The organism is Pelomonas lactea, assembly GCF_043555885.1.
Lineage (GTDB): Bacteria > Pseudomonadota > Gammaproteobacteria > Burkholderiales > Burkholderiaceae_C > Pelomonas > Pelomonas lactea.
The window spans coordinates 361,187-384,045 of record NZ_JBIGHX010000001.1; the positions used below are offsets into that span (position 1 = coordinate 361,187).

The window sequence follows — 22,859 nt, forward strand, 5'->3', positions numbered from 1 at the left end:
GGTCGCGCCGGCCGGCACAATGGCCCATGTCTGGCGCCGCCGTCGGCCGCGGCGCCCGAAGTGACATGAGCGACCCCTTGAAATTCCTCGTTGTAGATCCGTTGGCCGGCGTCCAGACCTTCGCCCGCCAGTTGCTGCAGAGCCGCGGCTTCGTGGCCGATCAGATCCTCTGCTGCGCCGACACCGATACGGCACTGGCTCAGGGGCTGGCCTTCAAGCCCCACTTCCTCATCACCGACTGGTTCGCCAAGGCGCCGATGACGGGCCTCCAGCTGTTCCAGCGCCTGCGCGAGGCGCAGCCGGCACTGCACCTGTCGCTGATGAGCTTCGACGTGACACCCGAGCACCAGGCCGAGGCCCAGGCGCATGGCGCCTATTTCCTGCTGAAGAAGCCGTTCACGGCCGAGCAGCTCAAGGCCGAGGTGACGCGATCGCTGGAGGCGTTGGCCAAGACGTCACCGGGCCTGCACGACCAACTGCGCGACACGATGCGCGCAGCGCGCCCGGCCCCGCGCCCGCCGCTGCCGGTGATACCGCCGCAGCCCGTCATCAAGCCCGGCGACAAGGTGCGCTACCAGGGGGCCGTGCATGTGGCCCAACACGTGGTGCACCGCCACAGCGAGACGGTGGTGCAGCTCAAGGGGCAGGCGGGATTCGTGTCGGTGGAGAAATTGCAGCCGGTGTGACCGGGTGCCCCTCGTCCGCACCCCCGGGGGGCAGCCCGGCGCTCGGCCCCATCGAGGCACGACGGCCGGGAGCACCGGAGGCAGGCGCGGTCAGATCATGGCGACCAACGCCATCAACAGCGGATAGGGCAAGGCCACCGTGGGGCGCAGTGCGCTCTTCAGGTATTCGGCGGCCAGGCCGGCGCCACGCGGGCGGCTGGCCAGCCAGTCGCTGTGCAGTTGCATCGCTGCCACCTCGGTGCCGGACTTCACCCCCCGCTCCACGGCCAGCAGGCGCTCGCCCAGCCGGGACTGGAAGGTCTTGAGCACCGCCTCCTGCAGCCACAGCAGCGCCAGCAACGCGAGGGCCAGCGTGTTGTCGGCAACCACGACGATGGCCGCAAACGCCGTCAGCTTCACGCCCAGCGCCAGCGCCTCGTAGCGCTCATGCTGAGCCTGCAGCGCCAGCCATTCGTGGTGCAGTGCGTTCATTTGCTCTCCAGCACTTCCCAGCGCTCCATCAACGCCAGCAGCTCGGTGTCGATGTCGGCGGCGCGCTCGGTCACCTCGGCGATGCGCTTGGCGCCCTGGGTGTAGAGCTCGGTGCCGGCCAGCAGCGCGTTCAGCTGCGTCTGCTCGGCCTCCAGCGCGGCGATCTGCTTGGGGATCTCGTCCAGCTCGCGCTGCTCCTTGTAGCTGAGCTTGCGCCTGGTCGCGACGACCGGGGCCGGCTCCGGAGCAGGCGGCGGCGTGGGCGCAGCCTTGGGTTGCTGCGCCTGCTGCAAGGCCGCAGCCCGCCTGGACTGCGTCAGCCAGTCCTGCACGCTGCCCTCGTACTCGCGCCAGCGCGCATCGCCCTCGTAGACCAGCGTGGACGTGACGACGTTGTCCAGGAAGCGCCGGTCGTGGCTGACGAGGAAGACCGTGCCGTCGTACTCGGCCAGCAGCTCTTCCAGCAGTTCCAGGGTCTCGATGTCGAGGTCGTTGGTGGGTTCGTCCAGCACCAGCACGTTGGCCGGCCGGGCGAACAGGCGCGCCAGCAGCAGGCGGTTGCGCTCACCGCCGCTGAGCGTGCGCACCGGCGAGTTGGCGCGCGCCGGCGAGAACAGGAAGTCGCCGAGGTAGCTCTTGACGTGTTTTTTTTGCGTGCCGATCTCGATCCACTCCGAGCCGGGGCTGATGGTGTCGGCCAGCGTGGCGTCCAGGTTCAGCGTGTCGCGCATCTGGTCGAAGTAGGCCACCGTCAGTCGAGAGCCCAGGCGCACCGTGCCGCTGTCGGGCGGCAGCTCGCCGAGGATCATCTTCAAGAGCGTCGTCTTGCCGGCGCCGTTGGGGCCGATGAGACCCACCTTGTCGCCGCGCAGGATCGTCGACGTGAAGCCGCGCACTACTGCGCGGTCGCCCCAGCTCTTGGACACGTCCTCCAGCTCCGCGACGATCTTGCCGCTGCTCGCCCCGGTGTCGATGTCCAGCCTCACCTTGCCCTGCACGTCGCGGCGCGCGGCATGCTGCAGCCGCATCTCCTGCAGCCGCTGCACGCGGGCCACGGAGCGCGTGCGCCGCGCCTCCACGCCCTTGCGAATCCACACCTCCTCCTGCGCCAGCAGCTTGTCGAAGCGGGCATTGGCCAGCGCCTCGTTCTCCAGCTCGTAGGCCTTGGCGGCCTGGAAGGCAGCGTAGTTGCCGGGGTAGCCGCGCAGCTGGCCGCGGTCCAGCTCGACGATGCGGTTGGCCACGTTGTCCAGGAACTGCCGATCGTGGGTGATCAGCAGCAGCGAGCCCTTGAAGTCGTTCAGCAGGCCTTCCAGCCAGGCGATGGCGTCCAGGTCCAGGTGGTTGGTGGGTTCGTCCAGCAGCAGCACGTCGGGCTGGGCCACCAGCGCGCGGCCCAGCGCCACGCGCTTCTTCAGGCCGCCGGAGAGGCTGCCCACCAGCCGCGAGCCGTCCAGGCCCAGGCGGTGCAGCGTCTCGTCGACGCGCTGCTCCCAGTTCCAGGCGCCGATGTGCTCGATGCGCTCCTGCACCCAGGCCAGGTCGTCGTTCTCGTCATGGCGCTCGTAGCGCTCGCGCAGCGCCTTGGCCTCGGCCACGCCCTCGCTGACGACGTCGAAGATGGTCGCGTCGCCGCGCAGCTCGGGCTCCTGCGGCACGTAGACGTTGGTCAGCCCCTGCTGCTGCTGCAGCAGGCCGTCGTCGAGCTTCTCGATGCCGGCGAGGATCTTCAGCAGCGAGGACTTGCCGGTGCCGTTGCGGCCGATGAGGCCGACGCGCTCGCCGACTTCGAGGGAAAAGCCGGCGCCGTCGAGGAGCGCGACGTGCCCGAAGGCGAGATGAGCATTGGTGAGGGAGAGAACAGCCATCCGGCGATTGTCCCCCGGCAAGTCAGATCAGCCGTTCCGCGTGGTGGCGCAGGTGGTCGTCGATGAAGCTGGCGATGAAGTAGTAGCCGTGGTCGTAGCCGGCATGGCGGCGCAGCGTCAACGGCTGGGCGACGGCGGCGCAGGCGGCCTCGAAGGCCTCGGGGTGCAGCTGTTCGGCGAGGAATTTGTCGGCCAGCCCCTGGTCGATGAGGATGCCGCCGGGGTACGGCGCGCTGCGCTGCAGCCGCATCAGCTCGCTGGCGTCGTGCGCGGCCCAGGCGGCGCGGTCCTCGCCCAGGTAGCCGGCGAAGGCCTTGCGGCCCCAGGGGCAGTGCATGGGCGCCGCGATGGGCGCGAAGGCCGACAGCGACTGGAACCGCCCGGGGTGGCGCAGCGCCAGTGTCAGCGCGCCGTGGCCGCCCATGGAGTGGCCGAACAGGCCGGTGCGGGTGAGGCCGGTCTCGCGCTGCACGAGCGGGATCAGTTCGTCGAGCAGGTAGCTCTGCATGCGCCAGTGCTTCGCCCATGGCGCCTGCGTCGCGTCGAGGTAGAAACCGGCGCCGACGCCGAAGTCCCAGCTGTCGGCCTCCCCCGGCACGTTGGCGCCACGCGGGCTGGTGTCGGGCATCAGCAGCGCCAGGCCCAGCTCGGCGGCCTGGCGCTGGGCGCCGGCCTTGATCGTGAAGGTCTCCTCGGTGCAGGTCAGGCCGGCGAGAAAGACCAGCAGCGCCTTCGGTGCCGGCGGCACGTAGAGCGCAAAGCGCATGGGCAGGCCGATCTCGGCGGAGTCGTGCTGCAGAAAGCGCTGCGTGCCGCCGAAGGCGCGGTGTTCGCTGAGAAGGTTCATGGTGAGGTCTGGTTCAACGCCGCAGGAAGCGGACGTGTTTGGGGCGGTCGATGCGCAATTCCTGGCCGGTGGGCGACAGCGTGCCGCGCTCGGCGTCGATGCGGAAGACAGTGAGGTTGCCACCATTCTGATTGGCCGCCACCAGGAAACGCCCGCCGGGCACGAGGCCGAAGCTGCGTGGCGTGCGACCGCCGCTGGGCGTCGCGTCGACGAAGCGCAGCGCGCCGGTCTGCGGGGCTATGGCGAACACGGCAATGCTGTCATGCCCGCGGTTGGAGACGTAGAGGAAGTGGCCGTCGGGGTGGACAAGGATCTCGGCGGCCGTGTTGCCGTCTGCGCTGGCCCCGGCCGGCAGGCTGGACTGGGTGTCGACGTGCTGCAGCGCGCCGGTCGTAGCGTCCACGCGGTAGGACGCGACGCGGGACGTGAGCTCCAGCGCGACATAGGCATGGCGCCCGTCGGGATGGAAGGCCAGGTGGCGCGGGCCGCCGCCGGGCTCGGTGGCGGCGTAGGCGGGTTCGTTCGGCGAGAGCCGGCCGCTGGCCGCGTCGAGCCGGTAGATCATCACCTTGTCGATGCCCAGGTCGGGCGCATAGGCGCGGGTGCGCGTCGGGTCGGGGTAGATCGCGTGCGGATGCGGCTGCTGCTGGCGCTGCGGGTGCACGCCGGCGCCCTCGTGCCGGACGGTGGAGGCCGCCGGCCCCAGGCTGCCGTCGTCGCGGATGGGGTAGGACACGACGTTGCCGCCGCCGTAGTTGGCCAGCAGCAGCACGCGCCCGCTGGCATCGATGGCGACATGACAGGGGCCGCTGCCCTCGGACGGCCGGGTGTTGAGCAGCGTCAGGCGGCCATCCGCCTGCACCGAGAAGGCGGCCACCTCCTCCCGCCACGATCCGTCTGCCGCGCGGCTGCCGGCGACCGAGTAGATCAACGGCCTGGATGCATGGACGGCGAGAAAGCCCGGGTTGCCGATGGCCGCGGCCAGCCGTGGCGGCGACAGCGCGCCGGTCGTCTCGTCCAGGGATGCGACGTAGATGCCGCGGCTGTCACCGCCGGTGTCGGTGCCGACGTAGACCAACGTCTCGGCGGCAAGGGCAAAGGGGAGCAGCGTGGCGGTCAAGGCAAGGGCGAGTCGGCGCATCGGACGGTGGGTTCGCGAGCCGAACCCTGGGGCGCGTCCGGCCGACGGAATTTAACCGCGGCCCTGGGGCGGCGAGCGCCTCAACGCGGGCTGGGGGCCATGCGCTGATCCACCGTGTCGAGCACGGCCTCGGGCTCCTCGGCCTGCTCCTCCGTCTCGTTGTTCAGCACGGACTGCATGCGGGCGGTGTCCAGGTCCCCGGTCCACTTGCCGACAACGACCGTGGCCACGCCGTTGCCGACGAGATTGGTCAGCGCGCGTGCCTCGGACATGAAGCGGTCGATGCCCAGGATCAGTGCGAGGCCCGCCACCGGCACGCCGCCCACGGCCGACAGCGTGGCCGCCAGCACGATGAAGCCGCTGCCCGTCACGCCGGCGGCGCCCTTGCTCGTCAGCAGCAGCACGGCCAGCAGCGTGAGCTGCTGCATCAGCGTCATCGGCGTGTCGGTGGCCTGCGCGATGAACACGGCGGCCATCGTCAGGTAGATGGACGTGCCGTCCAGGTTGAACGAGTAGCCGGTCGGGATGACCAGGCCCACGGTGGACTTGCGCACGCCCAGGTTCTCCAGCTTGGCCATCATGCGCGGCAGCACCGACTCGCTGGACGACGTGCCCAGCACGATGAACAGCTCTTCCTTGATGTACTTGATGAACTTCCAGACCGAGAAGCCGTGCAGCCGCGCAACGGTGCCCAGCACGACGAAGATGAAGATCAGGCAGGTCGCGTAGAACGAGCCCATCAGCTTGGCCAGCTGCAGCAGCGAGCCGACGCCGTACTTGCCGATGGTGAAGGCCATCGCGCCGAACGCGCCGATGGGGGCCACCTTCATGATCATGCCGACGATGGCGAACAGCACGTGCGAGGTCTTCTCGATGCCGTCGAACACCAGCGTGCCGCGGCCGCCGAAGCGGTGCAGCGCGAAGCCGAACAGCAGCGAGAACAGCAGCACCTGCAGCATCTCGCCCTTGGCGAAGGCGTCCACGACGGTGGTCGGGATGATGGCCAGCAGGAAGTCCACCGTGCCCTGCATCTTGCCGGGCGCGGTGTACGCGGCGATGCTCTTGGTGTCCAGCGTCTTGGGGTCCACGTGCATGCCGACGCCGGGCTCCAGCACGTTGACGACGACGAGGCCGACGATGAGCGCGATGGTGGAGACGATCTCGAAGTACAGCAGCGCATAGCCACCGGTCTTGCCGACGCGCTTCATGTCCTCCATGCCCGCGATGCCCACCACCACCGTGCAGAAGATGATGGGCGCGATGATCATCTTGATCAGCTTGATGAAGCCGTCACCCAGCGGCTTGAGCGCCTCGCCCGTCTGCGGGAAGAAGTGGCCCACCAGCACACCGATGATGATGGCGGTGAGGACCTGGACGTACAGCGACTTGTAGAAGGGCTGTCGGGCGGCGGTGGGGATGGTCTGCATGCGCGTCTCCGAACAGTTCTGCGGATGGAACTGGCTTCGGCGTCAGCTTAGGACTTGCGACCTCGGCGTGCGCTGTGGGTTCCCACATGAATTGCAAAGCTGCGCGGCTGCTGGCGCCCCGCCCAACGCCAGCGCGCAGCCGCGCGATCAGAACTCCACGACCGAGCGGATGCTCTCGCCGCGCCGCATCAGCTCGAAGCCCTCGTTGATCTGCTCCAGCTTCAGCTTGTGCGTGATCAGCTCGTCGATGTTGAGCTTGCCGTCCATGTACCAGTCCACGATCTTGGGCACGTCGGTGCGGCCGCGGGCGCCGCCGAAGGCCGAGCCTTCCCAGTGACGGCCGGTGACGAGCTGGAAGGGCCGCGTCGAGATCTCGGCCCCGGCCGGCGCCACGCCGATGATGATGCTGCGGCCCCAGCCCTTGTGCGTGCACTCCAGCGCCTGGCGCATCAGCTGCACGTTGCCCACGCACTCGAACGAGTAGTCCGCACCGCCATCGGTCAGCTGCACGATGTGGTCGACGAGGTTGGGCACATCCTTCGGATTCACGAAGTCCGTCATGCCGAAGCGGCGCGCCATCGCCTCGCGGCCGGGGTTGATGTCCACGCCGATGATCTTGTTGGCGCCTACCATCTTGGCGCCCTGGATCACGTTCAGGCCGATGCCGCCGAGGCCGAACACGACGACATTGGCGCCCGCCTCCACCTTGGCCGTGAACAGCACGGCCCCCACGCCGGTCGTCACGCCGCAGCCGATGTAGCAGACCTTGTCGAACGGCGCGTCCGGGCGGATCTTGGCCAGCGCGATGCCGGGCACGACGATGTGGTTGGAGAACGTGCTGGTGCCCATGTAGTGAAAGATGGGCTCGCCGTTCAGGCTGAAGCGCGACGTGCCGTTGGGCATCAGGCCCTTGCCTTGTGTCGCGCGGATGGACTGGCACAGGTTGGTCTTGCGGCTCAGGCAGAACTTGCACTCGCGGCACTCGGGCGTGTAGAGCGGGATCACGTGGTCGCCGGGCTTGAGCCACGGCACCTTGCTCTCCAGCACGACGCCCGCGCCCTCGTGGCCCAGCACGGCCGGGAACAGCCCTTCCGGGTCGGCGCCCGACAGCGTGAAGTCGTCGGTGTGGCAGATGCCGGTGGCCTTGACCTCGACGAGGACTTCGCCGTCCTGCGGGCCTTGCAGGTCCAGCGTTTCGATGGTCAGCGGGGCGCCGGCCTTCCAGGCCACGGCGGCTCGGGTTTGGATGCTCATGTCTTGGGTACTCCTGTCGGTTGAAGTCGGTTCAGCGCGTCGACGAGCTCGCGCGCCTCGTGGCGACACAGCCGCAATCGTCGCAGCAGCCACGGTGTCAGGTCGTGCTGGCCCAGATGCTCGGGCCAGGCGCCAGCGTCGGCGTCGGGGATCTCGGCGGGGTCGGTGCCGGTCATGGGCGCGCCGTTCAGCACGTCCACGCAGGCCGTGCGGGCCAGCGGCAGCGCGGTCCGCGCGCGGGCGTCGTCGAGACGGTCGGTGCGGCGCTGCGTCAGCTGCTGCACGGCGCCCAGCAGCGCCATCAGCCGGTAGCCGTGGCTCAGTGCGGCCTCGATCTCGGCGTCGGGCAGGCGCACGCTCTCGGGTTCCACGCGGGTGCGTTGCGCCGCGGCGGCCAGTGCGGCCAGTGCGGTGTAGGCCTGCTGGCGCGACACGCGCTGCGCCAGCTGCGCCTCCGCGCTGGGCCGCCACTGCAGCATGTTGCCGGCATGCCGCGCCAGGGCGCCGCGCAGCTGCGCGCCCAGCCGCGGCACGGCGGCGCGCTCCCAGCTGGGCAGCACGAAGCTGAACAGCCACGCCAGGCCCGCGCCGATGAAGGTGTCGGCGATGCGCTCGACGATGGCGGGGTTGCTGGTCGGGTCCAGCATCAACGGCTGCAGCAGCGCCATCAGCGTGGCGGCCGTGGCCGCCGTGCGGTAGCGCCGGTTCACGTACGCATGCGCCGTGCCCACGGCGGCGACGAAGCACACGCTCAGCGCCGCCACCGAATGCACATGCGCCAGCCCCATCACCAGCAGGCAGCCCAGCACCGTGCCGGCGATGCGGTCGTTGCGGCGCGACAGCGTCTGCTCCAGGTTGCCGCGCAGCACCACGGCCACGCTGATGACCAGCCAGAACGGGTGCGCCGCCCACGGCAGCGCAGCGCCCAGCGCGTAGGCCAGCGTCAGCGCCAGCGCCGAGCGCAGCGCGTGCCGCATGACGCTGGACTGCAGCGTCAGGTGCGGCCGCAACGCTGCCAGCGGCCAGCCCTCGGGCGACACGAACGGCGCCAGCCGCTCGGGCGTCCAGGGGCTGTCGACGTCGTCGGTGCGGCGCTGGCGCGCGACCATCGCGCAGACGTCGTCGATCATGTGCCCCAGCCGCGACTGCAGCGCCGACACCAGGTGGCCGCGCGAATCGCCGGCCGGCGCGCTGACGTCGGCCAGCCGCTCGGCGAGCCGCGCACGCCAGGCGTCGGCCGACACCTCGGGCAGCGGCGCGCCATAGGCCAGCGTGTCGGCCAGCGCGGCCAGCGCGTCGGCCAGCTGGCGCAGCGTGTCGGCCAGCGCGGCGCGCCACTGGCGGCCCGGGAAGTCCTGGCCCAGCAGCTCGGTGTCCAGCCGGCTGGCCAGCAGCAGGTCGCGCACCTCGATGAGGCCCAGCAGCAGGTCGGTCTGCTGGCGGCTGCGCCTGGATCGGCGCGCGGCGAACACCTGGTCGCGCGCGGCCTGCAGCGCGTCGGCCAGCGCGACGTCGTCGGCGATGGACGCGCGGATGCGCGCCTCCTCGCCGCCCACGGCCTGCACGATGCGCTGCGCGCGCGAGCGCATGCGCCGCTCCGTGGCGCGCAGCGCCTGCACCAGCGCCAGCTCGCGCAGCCGGTGGCGCAACACCACGGCGGCCGCGCGCGCCCAACCGGCGTACAGGAAGCCGCCCACGGCCACCCACAGCGCGTGCTCCCACGGCGACGTGGCACCGGCCGTGCGGTCCCAGGCCATCGCGAACACCAGCGCCAGCACCGGCGAGAACGACAGCGGCCCGGCGCGCAGCCCCCAGGCCAGCGTCATCAGCGACAGGAAGCTGACCGCCGCGACGACCGCCAGCGTCAGCGGCAGCGAGCCATGCGCCAGCCCCACCAGCAGCGTGACGAGGCCCGCGGCGAACGCGGCCGGCAGCACGCGCGGCAGCACGCGCTGCGGCGGGTTGGGCACGTCGGTCAGGCTGGCGCACACGGCGCCGCCCACGGCCGCCAGGCCCGCCGTATCGCCGAACAGGCCGTCGACACCGAGGTGCACCGCCGCCACGCCCAGCGCGACGCCCAGGCCGTTCAGGTGCGCGGCTTCGAGCCGCTGGAAGAACGCTCTCACTTGACCAGCAGCTCCATCACGCGGCGCTCGCTGGCCGGCAGCTCGTGCACCGACACCCAGGCGGACTTGTCGGCGCGGTAGACGTAGCGCGGCGGCGCGTTCGTGGCGATGCGCTCGCGCAGCGGCGCGAGCGCCGCATGGGCGGCGCCGCCCTGGCCCTGCGCCTGCAGCGCGCCGGCCTGCACGATGACGGCCAGATCGCTCCAGCCGCCCAGCGCCAGCGCCTGCTCGGCCCCGCGCTGCGCGGCAGCGGCGTCGCCGTCCAGCAGCGTCAGCCAGGCCTGCAGCGCCAGCGTGTCGGGGTCACGCGGGTCCAGCAGCAGCGCCTCCTTGAGCTGGGCGCGTGCGGCGTCCAGGCGGCCGGCGCGCAGCAGGTCCAGCGCGTAGTCGCGGCGCAGCGGCAGCAGGCCGGTGCGCAGGCGCAGCACGGCGTCGTACTGCGCAAAGGCCTCGTCCCAGCGGCCATCCAGCGCCAGCGTGGCGGCGCGGCCCCACAGCGCCTCGGGCTGGTCGCCCTGGTAGGCAAGCACGGCGCCATAGGCCGCCAGCGCCTGCGGCACGTTGCCCAGGCGGCGGTGGTGGTCGGCCAGCGCGAGGTTCACGCGGAAGGCGTCCTCGTCCGTCAACCCGCCCGCGGCCTTTGCCAGCGCGGGCACCACGTCGGCGGCCAGCGGCGCGCCGCCATGCCACAGCGCATCGGCCGCGGCCACGTGCAGCGCACCGCTCTTCGGGTGGCGGGCCAGCGCGCGGCCGGCCAGCCCGCGGGCGGCGTCGCCCTGCCCTTGCAGCGCCAGCGCATAGAGCCGCGCGGCCAGCGCGTCCTCGTCGGCCGGGGCCAGTGCCAGCGCGCGCTCGAACAGCGGCGTCGCGTCGGCCAGCTTGCCGTCCTCCAGCTTCTGCTGGCCGGCCTTGACGAGGGCCACCGGCAGGCTGGCCCGCGTGTCGCGCTGCGCGAAGAAGCGCCGCACCAGCGCGCGCAGCGCCGGGTCGGTCGCGATCAGGCGCTCGCGCACGATCTCGCGACCGTCGAACGCGTCGCGCCGGGGCGACGCCTCGGCATTCGCGCCCTCGGCGAAGTACTCCCACACCGAGCCGCCCGCGTAGCGCGACAGGAAGCCGTTCTTCGTCTTCGCATCGCGCGCCTTGGCCTGTTGGTACAGCGCCTGGATCTGGCGCGACTGGTCGGCCGTCAGCACGCCGTGCACCTGGTGCGTCAGCTCGTGCAGCACGGTGTTGTACTTGTCGAAGATGCTGCGCTCCACGTCCTCGATGCCCGTCACGGTGAAGTGGCCGCCCATGCCGCGCACGTCATCCCACAGCCGCGAGTCGTAGTCGATGCGCGCGTCCTTCAGCGCATGCGCCTCGGGCGTCTCGGACAGCCGCATCCACATCGGCTTGATGAAGTGCGTGGCGCCGCCTTCCACCAGCACCGGGATGAAGTCCTTCCACGGCGCGACGGACAGCGCGACGCGCTTCTGGTGGCGCGGCGACAGGTCGTTCCAGTTCAGCACATAGCGCGCTATGCCCGGCACGACCGGCATGGGCGTGGCGGCAAAGCGGCGTTCGTAGTCGGCGCGGTGCACGTCGATGGACAGCCGCTGCGACTCCAGCGCCTTGGCCGCGATGGCATGCGCACGGCCCAGCTGCGGGCAGCGCTGCAGCACGGCCAGGCTGATGGCCAGCGCCTCGTCGAAGCGGCCCTGCTCGAACGCGTCGGACGCGCGCCGCACGTCGGCCAGCAGCGGCGCGAAGGCATCGCCCAGTCGCGCGGCCAGCTGCGTGTAGTTCTCGCGCGAGTAGCCATTGCCCAGCAGGTAGTGCGCCGCCTCGTGGTGCGGGTTCAGCGCGACGGCGGCCTCGGCCGCGGCGATGGCGTCCTCGGTGCGGGACAGCCGGATCAGCGTGTCGGCCAGCGCGCTCAGGCCGTCGGCGGTGCGCTCGGCGGCCAGGCTGCGCTCCAGCTGCGCCAGCGACGCATCGAACTCACGCAGCTGGTAGTGGCGCTGGCCCAGGCCGCGCAGCGCGTCGGCCTGCTCGCGCGGGCGCGTGGCCTGGCGCAGCGCGCGCTCGAAGCATTGCCGGGCGCGCTCGAAGTCGCGCAGGTCCAGCGCCAGCCGGCCGGCCGCCAGCAGGTCCACGGCCTCGGCCTTGGCATCGGTCAGCACGTGGCGCGTGCGGCGGGCGATGGCCGCACCGTCGTCACGGGCGAACAGCCAGCGGTAGATGACGGCACGCTGGGCCGCGTCGGGCCGGGGCAGGCGCAGCAGCGCGTCGAGGTCGGCACGCGCGGCGGCGTACTGCTGCTCGGTCAGCAGCGTCTGCAGCCGCGCGATGTCGCCGGCGTGCGCGGTGGTCAGGGTGAGACAGACAGCGAGGCCAACGGCCCATCGGCGCCAGGGCATGGCGGCTCCATGAAGTGCGGAGTCGGCATGCTAAACGTGCCACTCTCCCCCAGCCCGCATGCGACGATCACGCATGGCCTTGCCCACCCTGCTCCGCCCCCACGCCGGCGTCGCCACCGCCCTCGCGCTGCTGGCGCAGGCGGCGGCCGCGGCCGAGCCGGAGGTGCAGTGGCTGCGCTACGAGCTGCCACCGCTGTACATCACCCAGGGCCCCCTGCAGGACCGCGGCGTGCTGGACCAGGCGCTGGCCCGGCTGCTGCCGCGGCTGGCGGGCTACCAGCACCGCATCGTCACCGTGCCGCCCAAGCGGATGGAGGCCAGCCTGCGCAGCCTGCCCAATGCCTGCGCCTTCGGCATGCTGAAGAACGCGGAGCGCGAGTCCTTCCTGACCTTCTCGACGCCCTTCCCCATCCACGTGGCGCCGGGGCTGATGGTCCGCCGGGCCGACCTGGCAGCGCTGGCCCCGCTGCGCGACGCCAGGGGGCGGCTGTCGCTGCAGGGCTGGCTGAACAACCCCGAGCTCAAGCTGGGCCTGGCCGAGGGCCGGGCGTACGGAGCAGCGGTGGACGACGTCATCGCCGCGCTGCCGGCCGGCCGCGTGGAGCGCCTCAGCAGCCAGAACCCGGCGCTCAACCTGCTGCGCATGCTGGAGCTGGGCCGCGTGGACGGTGTGCTGATGCTGCCCTTCGAGCCCGCCGCGCTGGCCGCCGCACACGGACTGAAGCTGGACGAGCTGCGCCTGCTGGCGCTGGTGGAGCAGACCACCGCGCGCCACGGCCACGTGGCCTGCGCACGCGGCGAGCTGGGCGCGGCCATCGTGCGGCGCGCCAACACCGTGCTGGCGGAACCGGCCTGGCAGCAGGGGCTCAGCAGCGGCTCGGCGTCGCCGTGACGGCGCTCAGTCGTCCGACGAGAAGCCCGACGCCTTGACCACCGGCCCCCAGTAGTCGCGCTCGGCGGCCAGCCGCTTTGCGTAGTCGGCCGGCGGCAGGCTCAGCGGCTCGAAGCCCAGCTTGGCCAGCGCCTCGACGACGGCGGGCTCGCGCACCGCGGCGCGGGCCACGTCGGACAGCTTGTCGACAACGGCCTGCGGCGTCTTCGCCGGCACGAACAGGCCGTAGCTCTCCACGCCGACGATGCCCTTGAAGCCCTGCTCCTCGAACGTCGCCACGTCGGGCGCGAAGCGCGAGCGGGCCTTGTCCGTCACGCCCAGCAGCCGCACGCGGCCGCTGGCGAGGTGGGGCAGGAAGTCGCCGATGGAGAAGCAGCCCGACGCGATCTGGCCGCCCATCAGGTCCTGCATGCCCGGCGTCGCGCCGCGGTAGGGCACGTGCGTGAGCTTGAGGCCGGCCGCGCGCTCGAACTGGTTGCCCAGGAAGTGCGGCATCGCGCCGGCGGCCGGCGACGCGTAGGCGGCCTTGTCGGCATTGGCCTTGGCCCAGTCGGCGAACTGCGCCAGCGTCTTCACGCTGGCCGGCACCATGGGGCCGACACCGAAGCCGCAGGTCGACAGCGCCAGTGGCGCGACGGCGACGACGTCCACCGCCGGGTTGTAGGCCAGCTTGCGGTAGGCGTGCGGGTAGATCGTGAACATCGACGACGGGCTGATCAGCAGCGTCTGCCCGTCGGGCGCGGCGTCCTTCAGCCCGGCGATGGCGATGCGGCCGCCGGCGCCCACCTTCTGCTCGACGAGCACGGTGTCGGCGATCTTGCCGCGCGCGAAATCGGCGAAGCGGCGCGCGGTGGCGTCCACCGAGCCGCCGGCCGGGAAGCCGACGAGGATGCGCGGCGGCTGGCCCTGCGCGCGGGCGGCCAGCGGCAGCGCCGCGAGAGAGGCCAGCAGGTGGCGGCGGTCGATCATGGCTTGTGTCTCCTTGTCGTTGGTTTCTCGGGGGTGGTGCTCTGTGCGGTGGCCACCCAGGCGAGGCGGTCGAGTGCCGCCTTCAATGCCGGGCCCTGTTCGCCGAGCCCGGCCAGCAGCGCGCGGTCATGCGCGGCCACGGCGGCCTCCAGCTTCGCCAGGCGGCGCTTGCCGGCCGCGGTGAGGTGCAGGCCCCAGGCGCGCGCGTCGCCGGGCGCGTCGCGGCGCTCGGCCCAGCCCTGCGCGGTGAGCCAGTCGGTCAGGCGCAGCGCGCCGCTGCGGTGCAGACCCATGGCCTGGCCCAGCAGGCCTTGGCGCATGCCGGGGTTGCGGGCGATGAGCACCAGCGCCGCGAAGCGCTGCGGGCTGACGTCCCACTCGGCCGCGGCGCGGTAGAAGTCCAGGTACAGCGCGTTCTGCGCGCGGCGCAGGGCGTAGCCCAGCAGGCCGTCCAGCAGCCCGTAGTCCACGCCGGGCACGGGCAGCATCAGCCCCTCGGGCGTGATGTCTGCGGGGCTGTCGGTCTTGCTCACCCGGTCAGGCTAGTTTTAGTTGCCTACTGCAACAATCTCGCTTACCCTGACTTGATGAAGATCATCATTGCGGGCGGTGGCATTGGCGGTTTGACGGCGGCGCTGGCGCTGCAGGCGCGGGGGCATGACGTCACCGTGCTGGAGGCCGTGCGCGAGCCCCGGCCGCTGGGCGTGGGCATCAACCTGCTGCCGCACGCGGTGGCCGTGCTGGCCGACCTGGGGCTGCTGCCGGCGCTGCGCGGCATGGCCGTCGAGACGGCGGCGCTCGTCTTCGCCAACAAGCATGGCCAGGCCATCTACCGCGACCCGCGAGGCCTGGCAGGCGGCTACAGCCACCCGCAGTTCAGCATCCACCGCGGCGAGCTGCAGATGACGCTGTGGCGCGAGGCGTCGGAAAAGCTGACGGTGCTCAGCGGCCAGCGCGTCACCGGCGTGCGCGACGGCAACGTGGCCCTCATCGACACGGCTGAGGGCCCGCGCGAGCAGGCGGCCGACCTCATCGTCGGCGCCGACGGCATCCACTCCGCACTGCGCAGGCGCCTCGCGCCCGACGAGGGCGCGCCGTGCTGGCGCGGCGTCATGATGTGGCGCGGCACGACCTGGGCGCCGCCCTTCCTGGACGGCCGCACGATGGTGCAGGCCGGCCACAGCCAGGCCAAGTTCGTCGTCTACCCCATCGGCGCGCCGCGCGAGGCCGACGGCCTGCAGCTCATCAACTGGATTGCCGACCGCCGCGTGCAGCCGCCCACGCCGGGCCTCACGGCGCCCGACCGTGCCGACTGGAGCCGTGCGGGCCGGCTGGACGACCTGCTGCCCACCTTCGGCCGCTGGCACTTCGACTGGCTGGACGTGCCGGGCCTCATCACCCGCGCCGAGCAGATGCTGGAATGGCCCATGGTGGACCGCAACCCGCTGCCGCGCTGGCGGCTGGGGCCGACGACGCTGCTGGGCGACGCGGCGCACCCGATGTACCCCATCGGCTCCAACGGCGCCACGCAGGCCATCATGGACGCGCAGGCGCTGGCCGACGCGCTGACCCACCACGCCGACCTGGACACGGCGCTGGCCGCCTACGAGGATGAGCGCCGGCCGTTCTGCGCCCGCATCGTCGAGATGAACCGCCGGGAAGGCCTGGACGCCATCCTGGACCGCGTCGAGGCGCTGGCGCCCGACGGCTTCGCGCGGCTGGAAGACGTCATCGCGCCCGCCGAGGTGGCTGCCGAGATCAACGCCTACAAGGCCGCCGCCGGGCACCAGGTCCGGCGCTAGCGCCGACCGCTACTCCGGCGTGCTGGGGTCGCCATCGGCCCCCGGGTGTTCCAGCGCCTGCCGGGCCAGCTCCTCGTCCGACAGCGGCGCGGCGGATTCGAGCGCATTGATCTCCTCCAGCAACGCCGGCGTCGGCTCCTCACCATTGATGAGCACGTCATCGAGGGTCTGCTGCGCGGCGTGCGGTTCCGGCGGCGCGGGCGGCACGGCGGCGGCGCCGGCCACCAGCACGTCGGCAACCTTGCGTTCAAGGAACGCGGCGAAGTCGCCGTCTTTCGGCGTGTCGGGGTGGGTCATGCGTGGCTCCGGGTGGTGCAGGGCACCGCAAGGGTAGCGCGCCTGGCGCCGGTGGGTGTTGACGCCGCCGCGCGGGCGGCGATCATCGCGCTCCATGTCCCGCCAAAAGCTCGGCCGCACCCAGCCGCCCCACGAACGCCACCCCGTCGCCTGGTACCAGCCCGACGTGCTGTGGACCGCGGCGCAGCAGGTGCTGTCGTCGCTGGACCAGCTGCGCAACCGCGACGGGCGCGAGAGCCAGCCGACGCCCATGAAGGTCATCGACCGCAGCCGGCCCGAGGCCGACGGGCCGCACGCGGGCGAGTGCTGGTTCGACTTCATCGCCGACACGGGCGACGGCGGCAACGCCTGCTACGCCGTCGCCAGCGCCGCGCTGGCCGATGAGCTGACGCTGGGCGGCGAGCGGCTGCCGCGCGCCTCGCTGCTGCTGTTGGGCGGCGACCTGGCCTACCCGGCCGCCAGCACGCAGGACTACCGCTACCGCTTCGTCGAGATGTTCGAGGCGGTGCGCAACAGCCACGAACCCACGCTGGTGCGCGGGCGGCGGCTGACGCTGGCCGCCATTCCGCAGAACCACGACTGGATGGACTCGGCGTCCACCTTCAGCCGCTACTTCACGCGCCGCAACGACTCGGCGCCGCTGCTGGGCGCCAAGATCCCGCAGCGGCAGACCTACTTCTGCGTGAAGCTGCCCGGCGGCTGGTGGGCGCTGGGGCTGGATTTCGCGCTGGACCACGACATCGACCGCGACCAGTACGAGCAGTTCGAGGCGCTGCTCAGCGAGCGTGGCCTCGTCACCGACGACGGCCACGAGTACCGCATCGCCGACGACGACCGCGTGCTGCTGATTTACCCCGAGCCCTACTGGACCCGCCCCATCGGCGACGGCGCCGACGACAGCCACCCCAAGCGCTACCAGCGGCTGGAAGGCCTGCTGCGCGGGCGCATCAAGCTGCGGCTGGCCGGCGACCTGCACCACTACCTGCGCTGGGACTCGGTGTCGCGGGGGCGCCTCGTGATCTGCGGCACCGGTGGCGCGTTCACGCACCCCACGCACACCAAGCCGACGACGCGGCCGGTGCGGCTGCAGGAATTCGACACGCAGGACTGCATCCCGCCGGAGCCGTTCACGTCACGCCCGGCGCTGGCCATCGGCCTGACCGAGCAGGACCACCCCGGCTGCGAGTTCGAGCGCCAGGAGGCCACGGCCTTCCCGAGCGCCGACGCCTCGCGCGACGGCTGCAAGGGCAACCTGCTGGCGCTGTTCCGCCGCGACGCCAGCGGCGGTGGCGGCAATGCCTGGTTCGCCGTGCTGCTGGGCGCGCTGTACTGGTTCAACGCCTACCTGAACTCCACGCCCTTCGTCGACTCGTTCGAGCCCGACGGCTTCCGCGCGATGTGGCGCTTCGGCATGGACGAGTACGGCCACGTCTTCCTGCTGTGGCTCAAGGCGATGGTGTTCAGCCCGCTGGGCTTCCTGATCAACCTGCTGATGGCCTTCGGCTGCATGGTCATGGGCCGCGAGACGGTGCACGAGCTGCCACCCACGGTGAACGCGGTGTGCCGCTGGATCATCATGTGGGGCGTGGGCGCGCTGCACGCGGCGGTGCACGTGCTGGCCGTCTACAGCCTGGAGTTCTGGGGCCACCAGCTCGTCGGCGAGCTGGGCTGGATTGCCGACCGCACGACGCCCGCCGGCCTCATCGTGCACTCCTGCCTCGTGGGGCTGTGGGTGTTCAGCCTCGGCGGGCTGGCGGGCGCGTTCATCTTCGGCGCCTACCTGGCCGGCATGTCGTGGCTGGGCTACCTGACCAACAACGGCTACTCGGCGCTGGACGGGCAGGACCACAAGGGGTTCCTGCGCTTTCGCATCGATGCGAAGGGCGAGCTGACGGCGTGGTTCATCGCGCTGGACCGCGTGCCACGGCAGTGGCGGCGCAATGACCAAGCGGGGCCGGTGTGGGTGGCGGATGATGAGGAGGCGTCGGCACCGAGGGTGCATGACAGGTTTGGCCTTTGATCATGAACATTGAGTCCGCCATCAGCAGCCTGAAGAACTCACTTTGCCAACAAGTAGATGTTGGCGGCCTTTTCGCGCGCAGCAAGCTTGCGCACAAGTGGAAGGCGCCGTGGCGCTCCTTGCTGCTGCGTGAAGCTGTCGCATGGCGAATCCAAGAGCTTCTTGAGCAGTCTTTGCTGCTTTCAAAGAACCAAGGCCTGCTTGGCGCGCGGATTCTCCTTCGATCCGCTTTCGAGACATTGGCGGTCCTTGTCTACCTCAACAAAGCTATGCGCTCGGTGGTTGCAGGCAACCTGAGCTTCCATGACTTTTCCCAGAAGACTTCTCGCTTGCTTATCGGGTCTCGGGACAATTCGACCTCTCATGAGGCAATTGGAGTCCTCGTCGTTCTGGACTCCGCAAATAAGCGCTACCCCGGGCTGCGCTCTTGGTACGACGGGCTCTGCGAGAGCGCACATCCCAATTGCGAAGGCGTGCTTGGCGGCTATTCAAGCTCAGACGAGCGGAACCACATCACCACCTTTGCCAGTCGTTGGGCTGATGTTCATGGGGGAAGTCATGAAGAAGCGCTCCGTGCTTGCTTGGTTGTGTTCGAGGTTGAGTACAACCACGAGTGGGCAGATGCATGGACCGCGCTAGAACATTGGATTGAAAAGAATGATGAGGAGCTAGAAGCGACAAGGCCTCACAACACGGATGAATAGCAGCACGGCATAAAACGACGAGCATGCGATTCCAGGCACCTCAGCTCCGCATCTCAAGCGTCACCATGCCCGGCACGCAGGCCGAGCGCCGGGCCGCCCCAAGCCGGCCTGCGGGCGATGTGCTTGCGGCTCAATGCCGCAAGCATCGCCGTCCCCTCGGGGGACCGATCAGGCTTGCCGCGTTCAGCAGGCAAGACTGAGCGAGGGGCTCACATCTCTGCCGCAATCAGCCGCACCGGCGCGCTGCCATAGCTCAGGAACTTCTCATGGAAGGCCTTGAGCTGGAAGCCCGGCCGGGCCTTCAGCTGCTCGCGCAGCGCGTGGATCTCGCTGAAGCCGCTGAAGTAGCTGGTCAGCTGCACCGACGTCAGCTGCACGCGGCGCCACTTCTCGGCGGCTTCGCGCTCGGTCTGGAAGGCCTGGCGGGTCAGCAGGTCCAGCGCGGCCTGGCGCTCCATGCCCAGCACGTGCACGCTGTAGTCGAGGATGGTGTTGGTGACCGAGCGCAGGTGCCACTTGCCCCACATCAGCGTCATCTCGGGTGATGCGCCGTAGCCGCTCTCCAGCATCATCAGCTCGCCGTAGACGGCCCAGCCCTCCACCATGGCGCCATTGCCGAACAGCGCCTTGACCTTGCTGGGCACCTGGTTGGCGTAGACCAGCTGCGTGTAGTGCCCCGGAACGGCCTCGTGGATGTTGAGGATCTGCAGGATCCAGTGGTTGTACTCGCGCAGCGTGCTCTCGGCCTGTTCGGGCGTCAGCTCGTCCAGCGGCGTGACGTTGTAGTAGGTGCTGTCCTGCGGCCGGTAGGGGCCGGGCGCCTCGATGCTGGCGCCGGCGATGCCGCGCTGGTAGACCGGCGTCTCGCGCACCTTCAGCGGCTTGGCCGGGTCCAGCGTCAGCAGGTCGTGCTGGCGTATCCAGGCTTCCAGCTGCGGGATCTGTGCGCGGATCTCGTCGACGAAGCGCTCGCGCGCCACATGCTTCTCGCTGAGCTTGGCGATGACGCGGCCGATCAGCGCGAAGCGGTCGGCCGGCGGCGCCTCGGGGCCGATGACGGCGGGCCACAGCGCGCGGGCCTGCGTCAGCATGCCGTCCAGCACCGCCTCGCGGCGCGCCAGCGCGAGCTCGTAGGTCTCGCGGGCGCTGCGGGCGGACTGCACGTCGTGCCGGAACTTGGGCTCGTACAGCGCCGCGCCGAGGCGGAAGCTGCGCTTCGCCCCCGGCAGCAGCGTCTTCAGGTGCGCCTGGTAGCCGGCCACGGCGCGGCGGGCCTTCTCCAGGTCGGGCTGCATCAGCGCGCCCAGGCCCTGCTGCTGCGCGTGGGACTCCAGGTCTTCCAGCACCGACAGCACGCCGGGCGCCTGCTGCAGCGCCAGCTCGGTGTGCTCGCGCGTGACGCCCGACAGGCTCTTGCGCGCCTCGGCGTAGAAGGCCGGCAGCTGCCGCACGCGCGGCTGCAGCGCCTTCACGCGCTCCTGCACCGGCGCCCAGTCGGTGTTGAGCACCAGGTCGATGGGTGAGGCGGGGTTGTGCTCGGCCGGGTTCCAGGCCCATTCGCGCAACGTGTCCAGCCGCCACAGGTCGCTCTCGATCTTGGCGAGCAGCATCGCGCGGTCCATGCGCTGGGCGGTGCCGAGGCTGGCCTCGGGCACGGCCTGGAAGCGCTTCAGCCAGCCCGCCAGGAAGCCGCGCATCGCGGCCCGCTGCGCGGCGCCGGGCAGGCGCAGGCGGCCGGCGAACTCGAAGCGCCCGGCGGCCACGGCGGCGTCGGGGTCCTGCTGCCACAGCGCTTCGAGGAAGGACTCGGCCAGCGTGTCGAACGCGCGGTCTTCCGCCAGCGCGGGCAGGGCGGGCACGGCCAGGCCCAGGGCCACGAAATCACGGCGCTTCATGCCAGGGCCTCTTCCAGCGCGTCGATGAACATCTTCGCGACGTCGAAGCCGCTCTGGTCGGTGATCTCCTGGAAGCAGGTCGGGCTGGTCACGTTGATCTCGGTGACGTTCTCGCCGATGACGTCCAGGCCCACCAGCAGCAGGCCGCGCGCGGCGAGGATAGGGCCCAGGTGCTCGGCGATCTCACGGTCCCGCGCGGTCAGCGGCCGGGCCACGCCCTTGCCGCCGGCCGCCAGGTTGCCGCGCACCTCGCCGCCCTGCGGGATGCGCGCCAGGCAGTGCGGCACCGGCTTGCCGCCGATGATGAGGATGCGCTTGTCGCCCTCGGCGATGGCGGGGATGAAGCGCTGCACCATCACCGTCTGCGCGCCGTCCTTGTTCAGCGTCTCGATGATGCCGCCCAGGTTCAGGCCGTCGTCCTTGACGCGGAAGATGCCCATGCCGCCCATGCCGTCCAGCGGCTTCAGGATGATGTCGCGGTGCTCGGCGTGGAAGGCGCGGATCTCGGCCGCGGAGCGCGTGACCAGCGTCGGCGAGATGAACTCGGGGAACTCGAGGATGGCCAGCTTCTCGGGGTGCTCGCGCAGCGCGCTGGCACGGTTGAACACGCGGGCGCCTTCGCGCTCGGCCTGGCTCAGCAGGTGGGTCGTGTAGAAGAACTCGCTGTCGAACGGCGGGTCCTTGCGCATCAGCACGGCGTCGACGTCGGCGAGCGCCACGTCGGCGGTGGCCGCGACGGTGTACCAGTCGTCAGCATCACCGGTCAGCGTGATCTGCACGGCGCCGCGCGCCGTCACGCGGCCGCCGCGCAGCCAGACGAGTTGCTGCGGCTCGCAGGCCAGCAGCGTGTGGCCGCGTTTGGCGGCCTCGCGCATCATCGCGAAGGTGGAATCCTTGTAGGTCTTGAAGGTGGCCAGCGGGTCGGCAACGAACAGCAGCTTCATGGTCGGGCGCTCGGGGGTTTCAGCGCCGGCCAGTGTTGCACAGGGGCGTCGTCAGCCGCGCAGGTAGGGCTTCAGCGCGGCCTCCGCGGCCGCGGCGATGCCGCACCAGTGCTCGCGCCGCTGGCGCGCCCGCGCGCGGTGCCTGGCGGGCAGGTCCTGCAGCGACGTCAGGGCCACCGGCACCGGCATCTGCAGGCCGTGGGCGCCGAAGGCCCGGCCGCCGAAGCCTGCCCAGAAATCGTCGTAGGAGCGCTGGAAGCCGGCCCGGTAGCCCGGCTCGAAGGCGATCTGGCAGGAGCCCCGCACGCCGACGATGCGCGGCAACCCCAGCGCCTGCGCCACGCCGTTCAGCGCGGCCAGCGCGAAGTAGGCAGGCGAGTTCTGCGGGAACGCGGCGCGAAAGCGCGCCAGCGCGGGCGCATCGGGGCGGCTGGACTGGCTGCGCGTCGCGAACAGCACCGGCCCGCGCCCGGCCCCGGCGCACAGCCGCTGTGCATCGACGCAGCCAAACGACAGCTCATGCACCATCTGGCCGCCCTCGCACAGCACCAGGCTGAGCGGGCCTTCGTGGCGGGTGGCGGCGTTGGAGCGCAGGCGCATCTCCCAGCCTTCGGCGCCGCGCCACAGCCGCAGGCCCTCGGCATGCAGCAGGGGCAGCAGCGCCGGCACGAAGCGCGCCTGCTCGAAGTGGAAGTGGTCCAGCGCGCAGCCCAGCCGCTGGGCGGTGCCGAAGCCGCGCGACAGGAAGTGCCGGTGGCTGATGAAGAACAGCACGTCCGCCCGGGGCTGGGCGGCCATCAGCTGCGCGTAGGCGGGGATGGCGAACAGCTCGCCCAGCCGCTCGCGCTCGCCGAGCAGGCGGCCGGCGCCCAGCAGCACGCGCAGCCCGTCGGCCAGGCCCTCGGCGCGGGCCTGCTGCCAGGCATGGCCCGCCATGCGCTGCAGCCACTGCAGGCCGCGGGGCGGCGGCAGCTCGTCGTCGGCGTCGGAGGCGGCGGCGTGGTTCAAGGCCATCCCGTGCGGCTGCGCTGGCCGCGTCATTGCGGCAGCTCCGGGCACCAAGCAATCCACGGGCCAATCGCGCACGGCGGCCCTAGATCCGAGGGGCATGCCC

General features: G+C 71.2%; 19 protein-coding genes. 5 read left to right on the plus strand and 14 right to left on the minus strand.

Features of this window, described 5'->3' with window-relative positions; translation table 11 throughout:
- Positions 1 to 65 precede the first annotated feature (65 nt).
- Complete coding sequence (locus tag ACG04Q_RS01545) at positions 66 to 686, plus strand: response regulator (protein WP_394509048.1); 621 nt, start codon at positions 66 to 68, stop codon at positions 684 to 686.
- A gap of 90 nt (positions 687 to 776) precedes the next feature.
- Here the strand turns inward: ACG04Q_RS01545 and ACG04Q_RS01550 are convergent, their stop codons facing one another.
- The 8 genes from ACG04Q_RS01550 to ACG04Q_RS01585 form a co-directional block, all read right to left on the minus strand.
- The gene (locus ACG04Q_RS01550) at positions 777 to 1,157 is read right to left on the minus strand and encodes a hypothetical protein (RefSeq protein ID WP_394509049.1); all 381 of its coding nucleotides are present in this window, start codon (positions 1,155 to 1,157) and stop codon (positions 777 to 779) included.
- Positions 1,154 to 3,025, minus strand: coding sequence for an ATP-binding cassette domain-containing protein (locus ACG04Q_RS01555; protein WP_394509050.1), 1,872 nt, complete (start codon positions 3,023 to 3,025; stop codon positions 1,154 to 1,156). The genes ACG04Q_RS01550 and ACG04Q_RS01555 overlap by 4 nt, the downstream gene beginning before the upstream one ends.
- Before the next feature lie 22 nt (positions 3,026 to 3,047).
- Positions 3,048 to 3,872, minus strand: a complete 825-nt coding sequence (fghA, locus tag ACG04Q_RS01560; protein ID WP_394509051.1) for an S-formylglutathione hydrolase — start codon at positions 3,870 to 3,872, stop codon at positions 3,048 to 3,050.
- Between the two features lie 13 nt (positions 3,873 to 3,885).
- A complete protein-coding gene (locus tag ACG04Q_RS01565; RefSeq protein ID WP_394509052.1) occupies positions 3,886 to 4,992 on the minus strand; it encodes a lactonase family protein in 1,107 nt (368 codons plus the stop codon).
- A gap of 101 nt (positions 4,993 to 5,093) precedes the next feature.
- Positions 5,094 to 6,440 carry a dicarboxylate/amino acid:cation symporter gene (locus tag ACG04Q_RS01570; protein WP_394509053.1) on the minus strand — a complete coding sequence of 449 codons (1,347 nt, stop codon included), beginning with the start codon at positions 6,438 to 6,440 and terminating at the stop codon, positions 5,094 to 5,096.
- A gap of 147 nt (positions 6,441 to 6,587) precedes the next feature.
- Positions 6,588 to 7,688: an S-(hydroxymethyl)glutathione dehydrogenase/class III alcohol dehydrogenase gene (locus tag ACG04Q_RS01575; protein WP_394509665.1), complete on the minus strand. Its 1,101-nt coding sequence runs from the start codon at positions 7,686 to 7,688 to the stop codon at positions 6,588 to 6,590.
- Between the two features lie 2 nt (positions 7,689 to 7,690).
- Positions 7,691 to 9,820, minus strand: coding sequence for an FUSC family protein (locus tag ACG04Q_RS01580; protein WP_394509054.1), 2,130 nt, complete (start codon positions 9,818 to 9,820; stop codon positions 7,691 to 7,693).
- Positions 9,817 to 12,222 carry a tetratricopeptide repeat protein gene (locus ACG04Q_RS01585; RefSeq protein WP_394509055.1) on the minus strand — a complete coding sequence of 802 codons (2,406 nt, stop codon included), beginning with the start codon at positions 12,220 to 12,222 and terminating at the stop codon, positions 9,817 to 9,819. Before ACG04Q_RS01585 ends, ACG04Q_RS01580 begins: the two co-directional genes overlap by 4 nt.
- A gap of 79 nt (positions 12,223 to 12,301) precedes the next feature.
- Between ACG04Q_RS01585 and ACG04Q_RS01590 the strand changes: the two genes are divergently transcribed.
- Complete coding sequence (locus ACG04Q_RS01590; protein WP_394509056.1) at positions 12,302 to 13,114, plus strand: TIGR02285 family protein; 813 nt, start codon at positions 12,302 to 12,304, stop codon at positions 13,112 to 13,114.
- A gap of 6 nt (positions 13,115 to 13,120) precedes the next feature.
- On the opposite strand, the gene ACG04Q_RS01595 is transcribed toward ACG04Q_RS01590, so the two are convergent.
- Both ACG04Q_RS01595 and ACG04Q_RS01600 read right to left on the minus strand, forming a co-directional pair.
- Positions 13,121 to 14,083, minus strand: coding sequence for a Bug family tripartite tricarboxylate transporter substrate binding protein (locus ACG04Q_RS01595; protein ID WP_394509057.1), 963 nt, complete (start codon positions 14,081 to 14,083; stop codon positions 13,121 to 13,123).
- Complete coding sequence (locus ACG04Q_RS01600; RefSeq protein WP_394509058.1) at positions 14,080 to 14,616, minus strand: MarR family winged helix-turn-helix transcriptional regulator; 537 nt, start codon at positions 14,614 to 14,616, stop codon at positions 14,080 to 14,082. Before ACG04Q_RS01600 ends, ACG04Q_RS01595 begins: the two co-directional genes overlap by 4 nt.
- A gap of 54 nt (positions 14,617 to 14,670) precedes the next feature.
- Between ACG04Q_RS01600 and ACG04Q_RS01605 the strand changes: the two genes are divergently transcribed.
- Positions 14,671 to 15,885 (plus strand): flavin-dependent oxidoreductase, encoded by a 1,215-nt coding sequence (locus tag ACG04Q_RS01605; protein ID WP_394509059.1) that lies wholly within the window; start codon positions 14,671 to 14,673, stop codon positions 15,883 to 15,885.
- A 9-nt stretch (positions 15,886 to 15,894) separates the two neighbouring features.
- Here ACG04Q_RS01605 and ACG04Q_RS01610 read toward each other — a convergent pair whose 3' ends face one another.
- On the minus strand, positions 15,895 to 16,182 hold the full coding sequence (locus ACG04Q_RS01610; RefSeq protein WP_394509060.1) for a hypothetical protein: 288 nt from the start codon (positions 16,180 to 16,182) through the stop codon (positions 15,895 to 15,897).
- A 94-nt stretch (positions 16,183 to 16,276) separates the two neighbouring features.
- Between ACG04Q_RS01610 and ACG04Q_RS01615 the strand changes: the two genes are divergently transcribed.
- Both ACG04Q_RS01615 and ACG04Q_RS01620 read left to right on the plus strand, forming a co-directional pair.
- Positions 16,277 to 18,202, plus strand: coding sequence for a hypothetical protein (locus tag ACG04Q_RS01615; RefSeq protein ID WP_394509061.1), 1,926 nt, complete (start codon positions 16,277 to 16,279; stop codon positions 18,200 to 18,202).
- Positions 18,203 to 18,204: 2 nt separating this feature from the next.
- Complete coding sequence (locus tag ACG04Q_RS01620) at positions 18,205 to 18,906, plus strand: hypothetical protein (RefSeq protein WP_394509062.1); 702 nt, start codon at positions 18,205 to 18,207, stop codon at positions 18,904 to 18,906.
- 209 nt (positions 18,907 to 19,115) lie between these two features.
- Here the strand turns inward: ACG04Q_RS01620 and ACG04Q_RS01625 are convergent, their stop codons facing one another.
- Genes ACG04Q_RS01625 through ACG04Q_RS01635 form a run of 3 tightly spaced genes read right to left on the minus strand, consistent with a single transcriptional unit; the run spans position 19,116 to position 22,753 of the window.
- Positions 19,116 to 20,801, minus strand: coding sequence for a DUF885 domain-containing protein (locus ACG04Q_RS01625; protein ID WP_394509063.1), 1,686 nt, complete (start codon positions 20,799 to 20,801; stop codon positions 19,116 to 19,118).
- The gene (gene gshB / locus ACG04Q_RS01630) at positions 20,798 to 21,745 is read right to left on the minus strand and encodes a glutathione synthase (RefSeq protein WP_394509064.1); all 948 of its coding nucleotides are present in this window, start codon (positions 21,743 to 21,745) and stop codon (positions 20,798 to 20,800) included. Before gshB ends, ACG04Q_RS01625 begins: the two co-directional genes overlap by 4 nt.
- A 51-nt stretch (positions 21,746 to 21,796) precedes the next feature.
- Complete coding sequence (locus tag ACG04Q_RS01635; RefSeq protein WP_394509065.1) at positions 21,797 to 22,753, minus strand: DUF535 family protein; 957 nt, start codon at positions 22,751 to 22,753, stop codon at positions 21,797 to 21,799.
- Between the last annotated feature and the right edge of the window lie 106 nt (positions 22,754 to 22,859).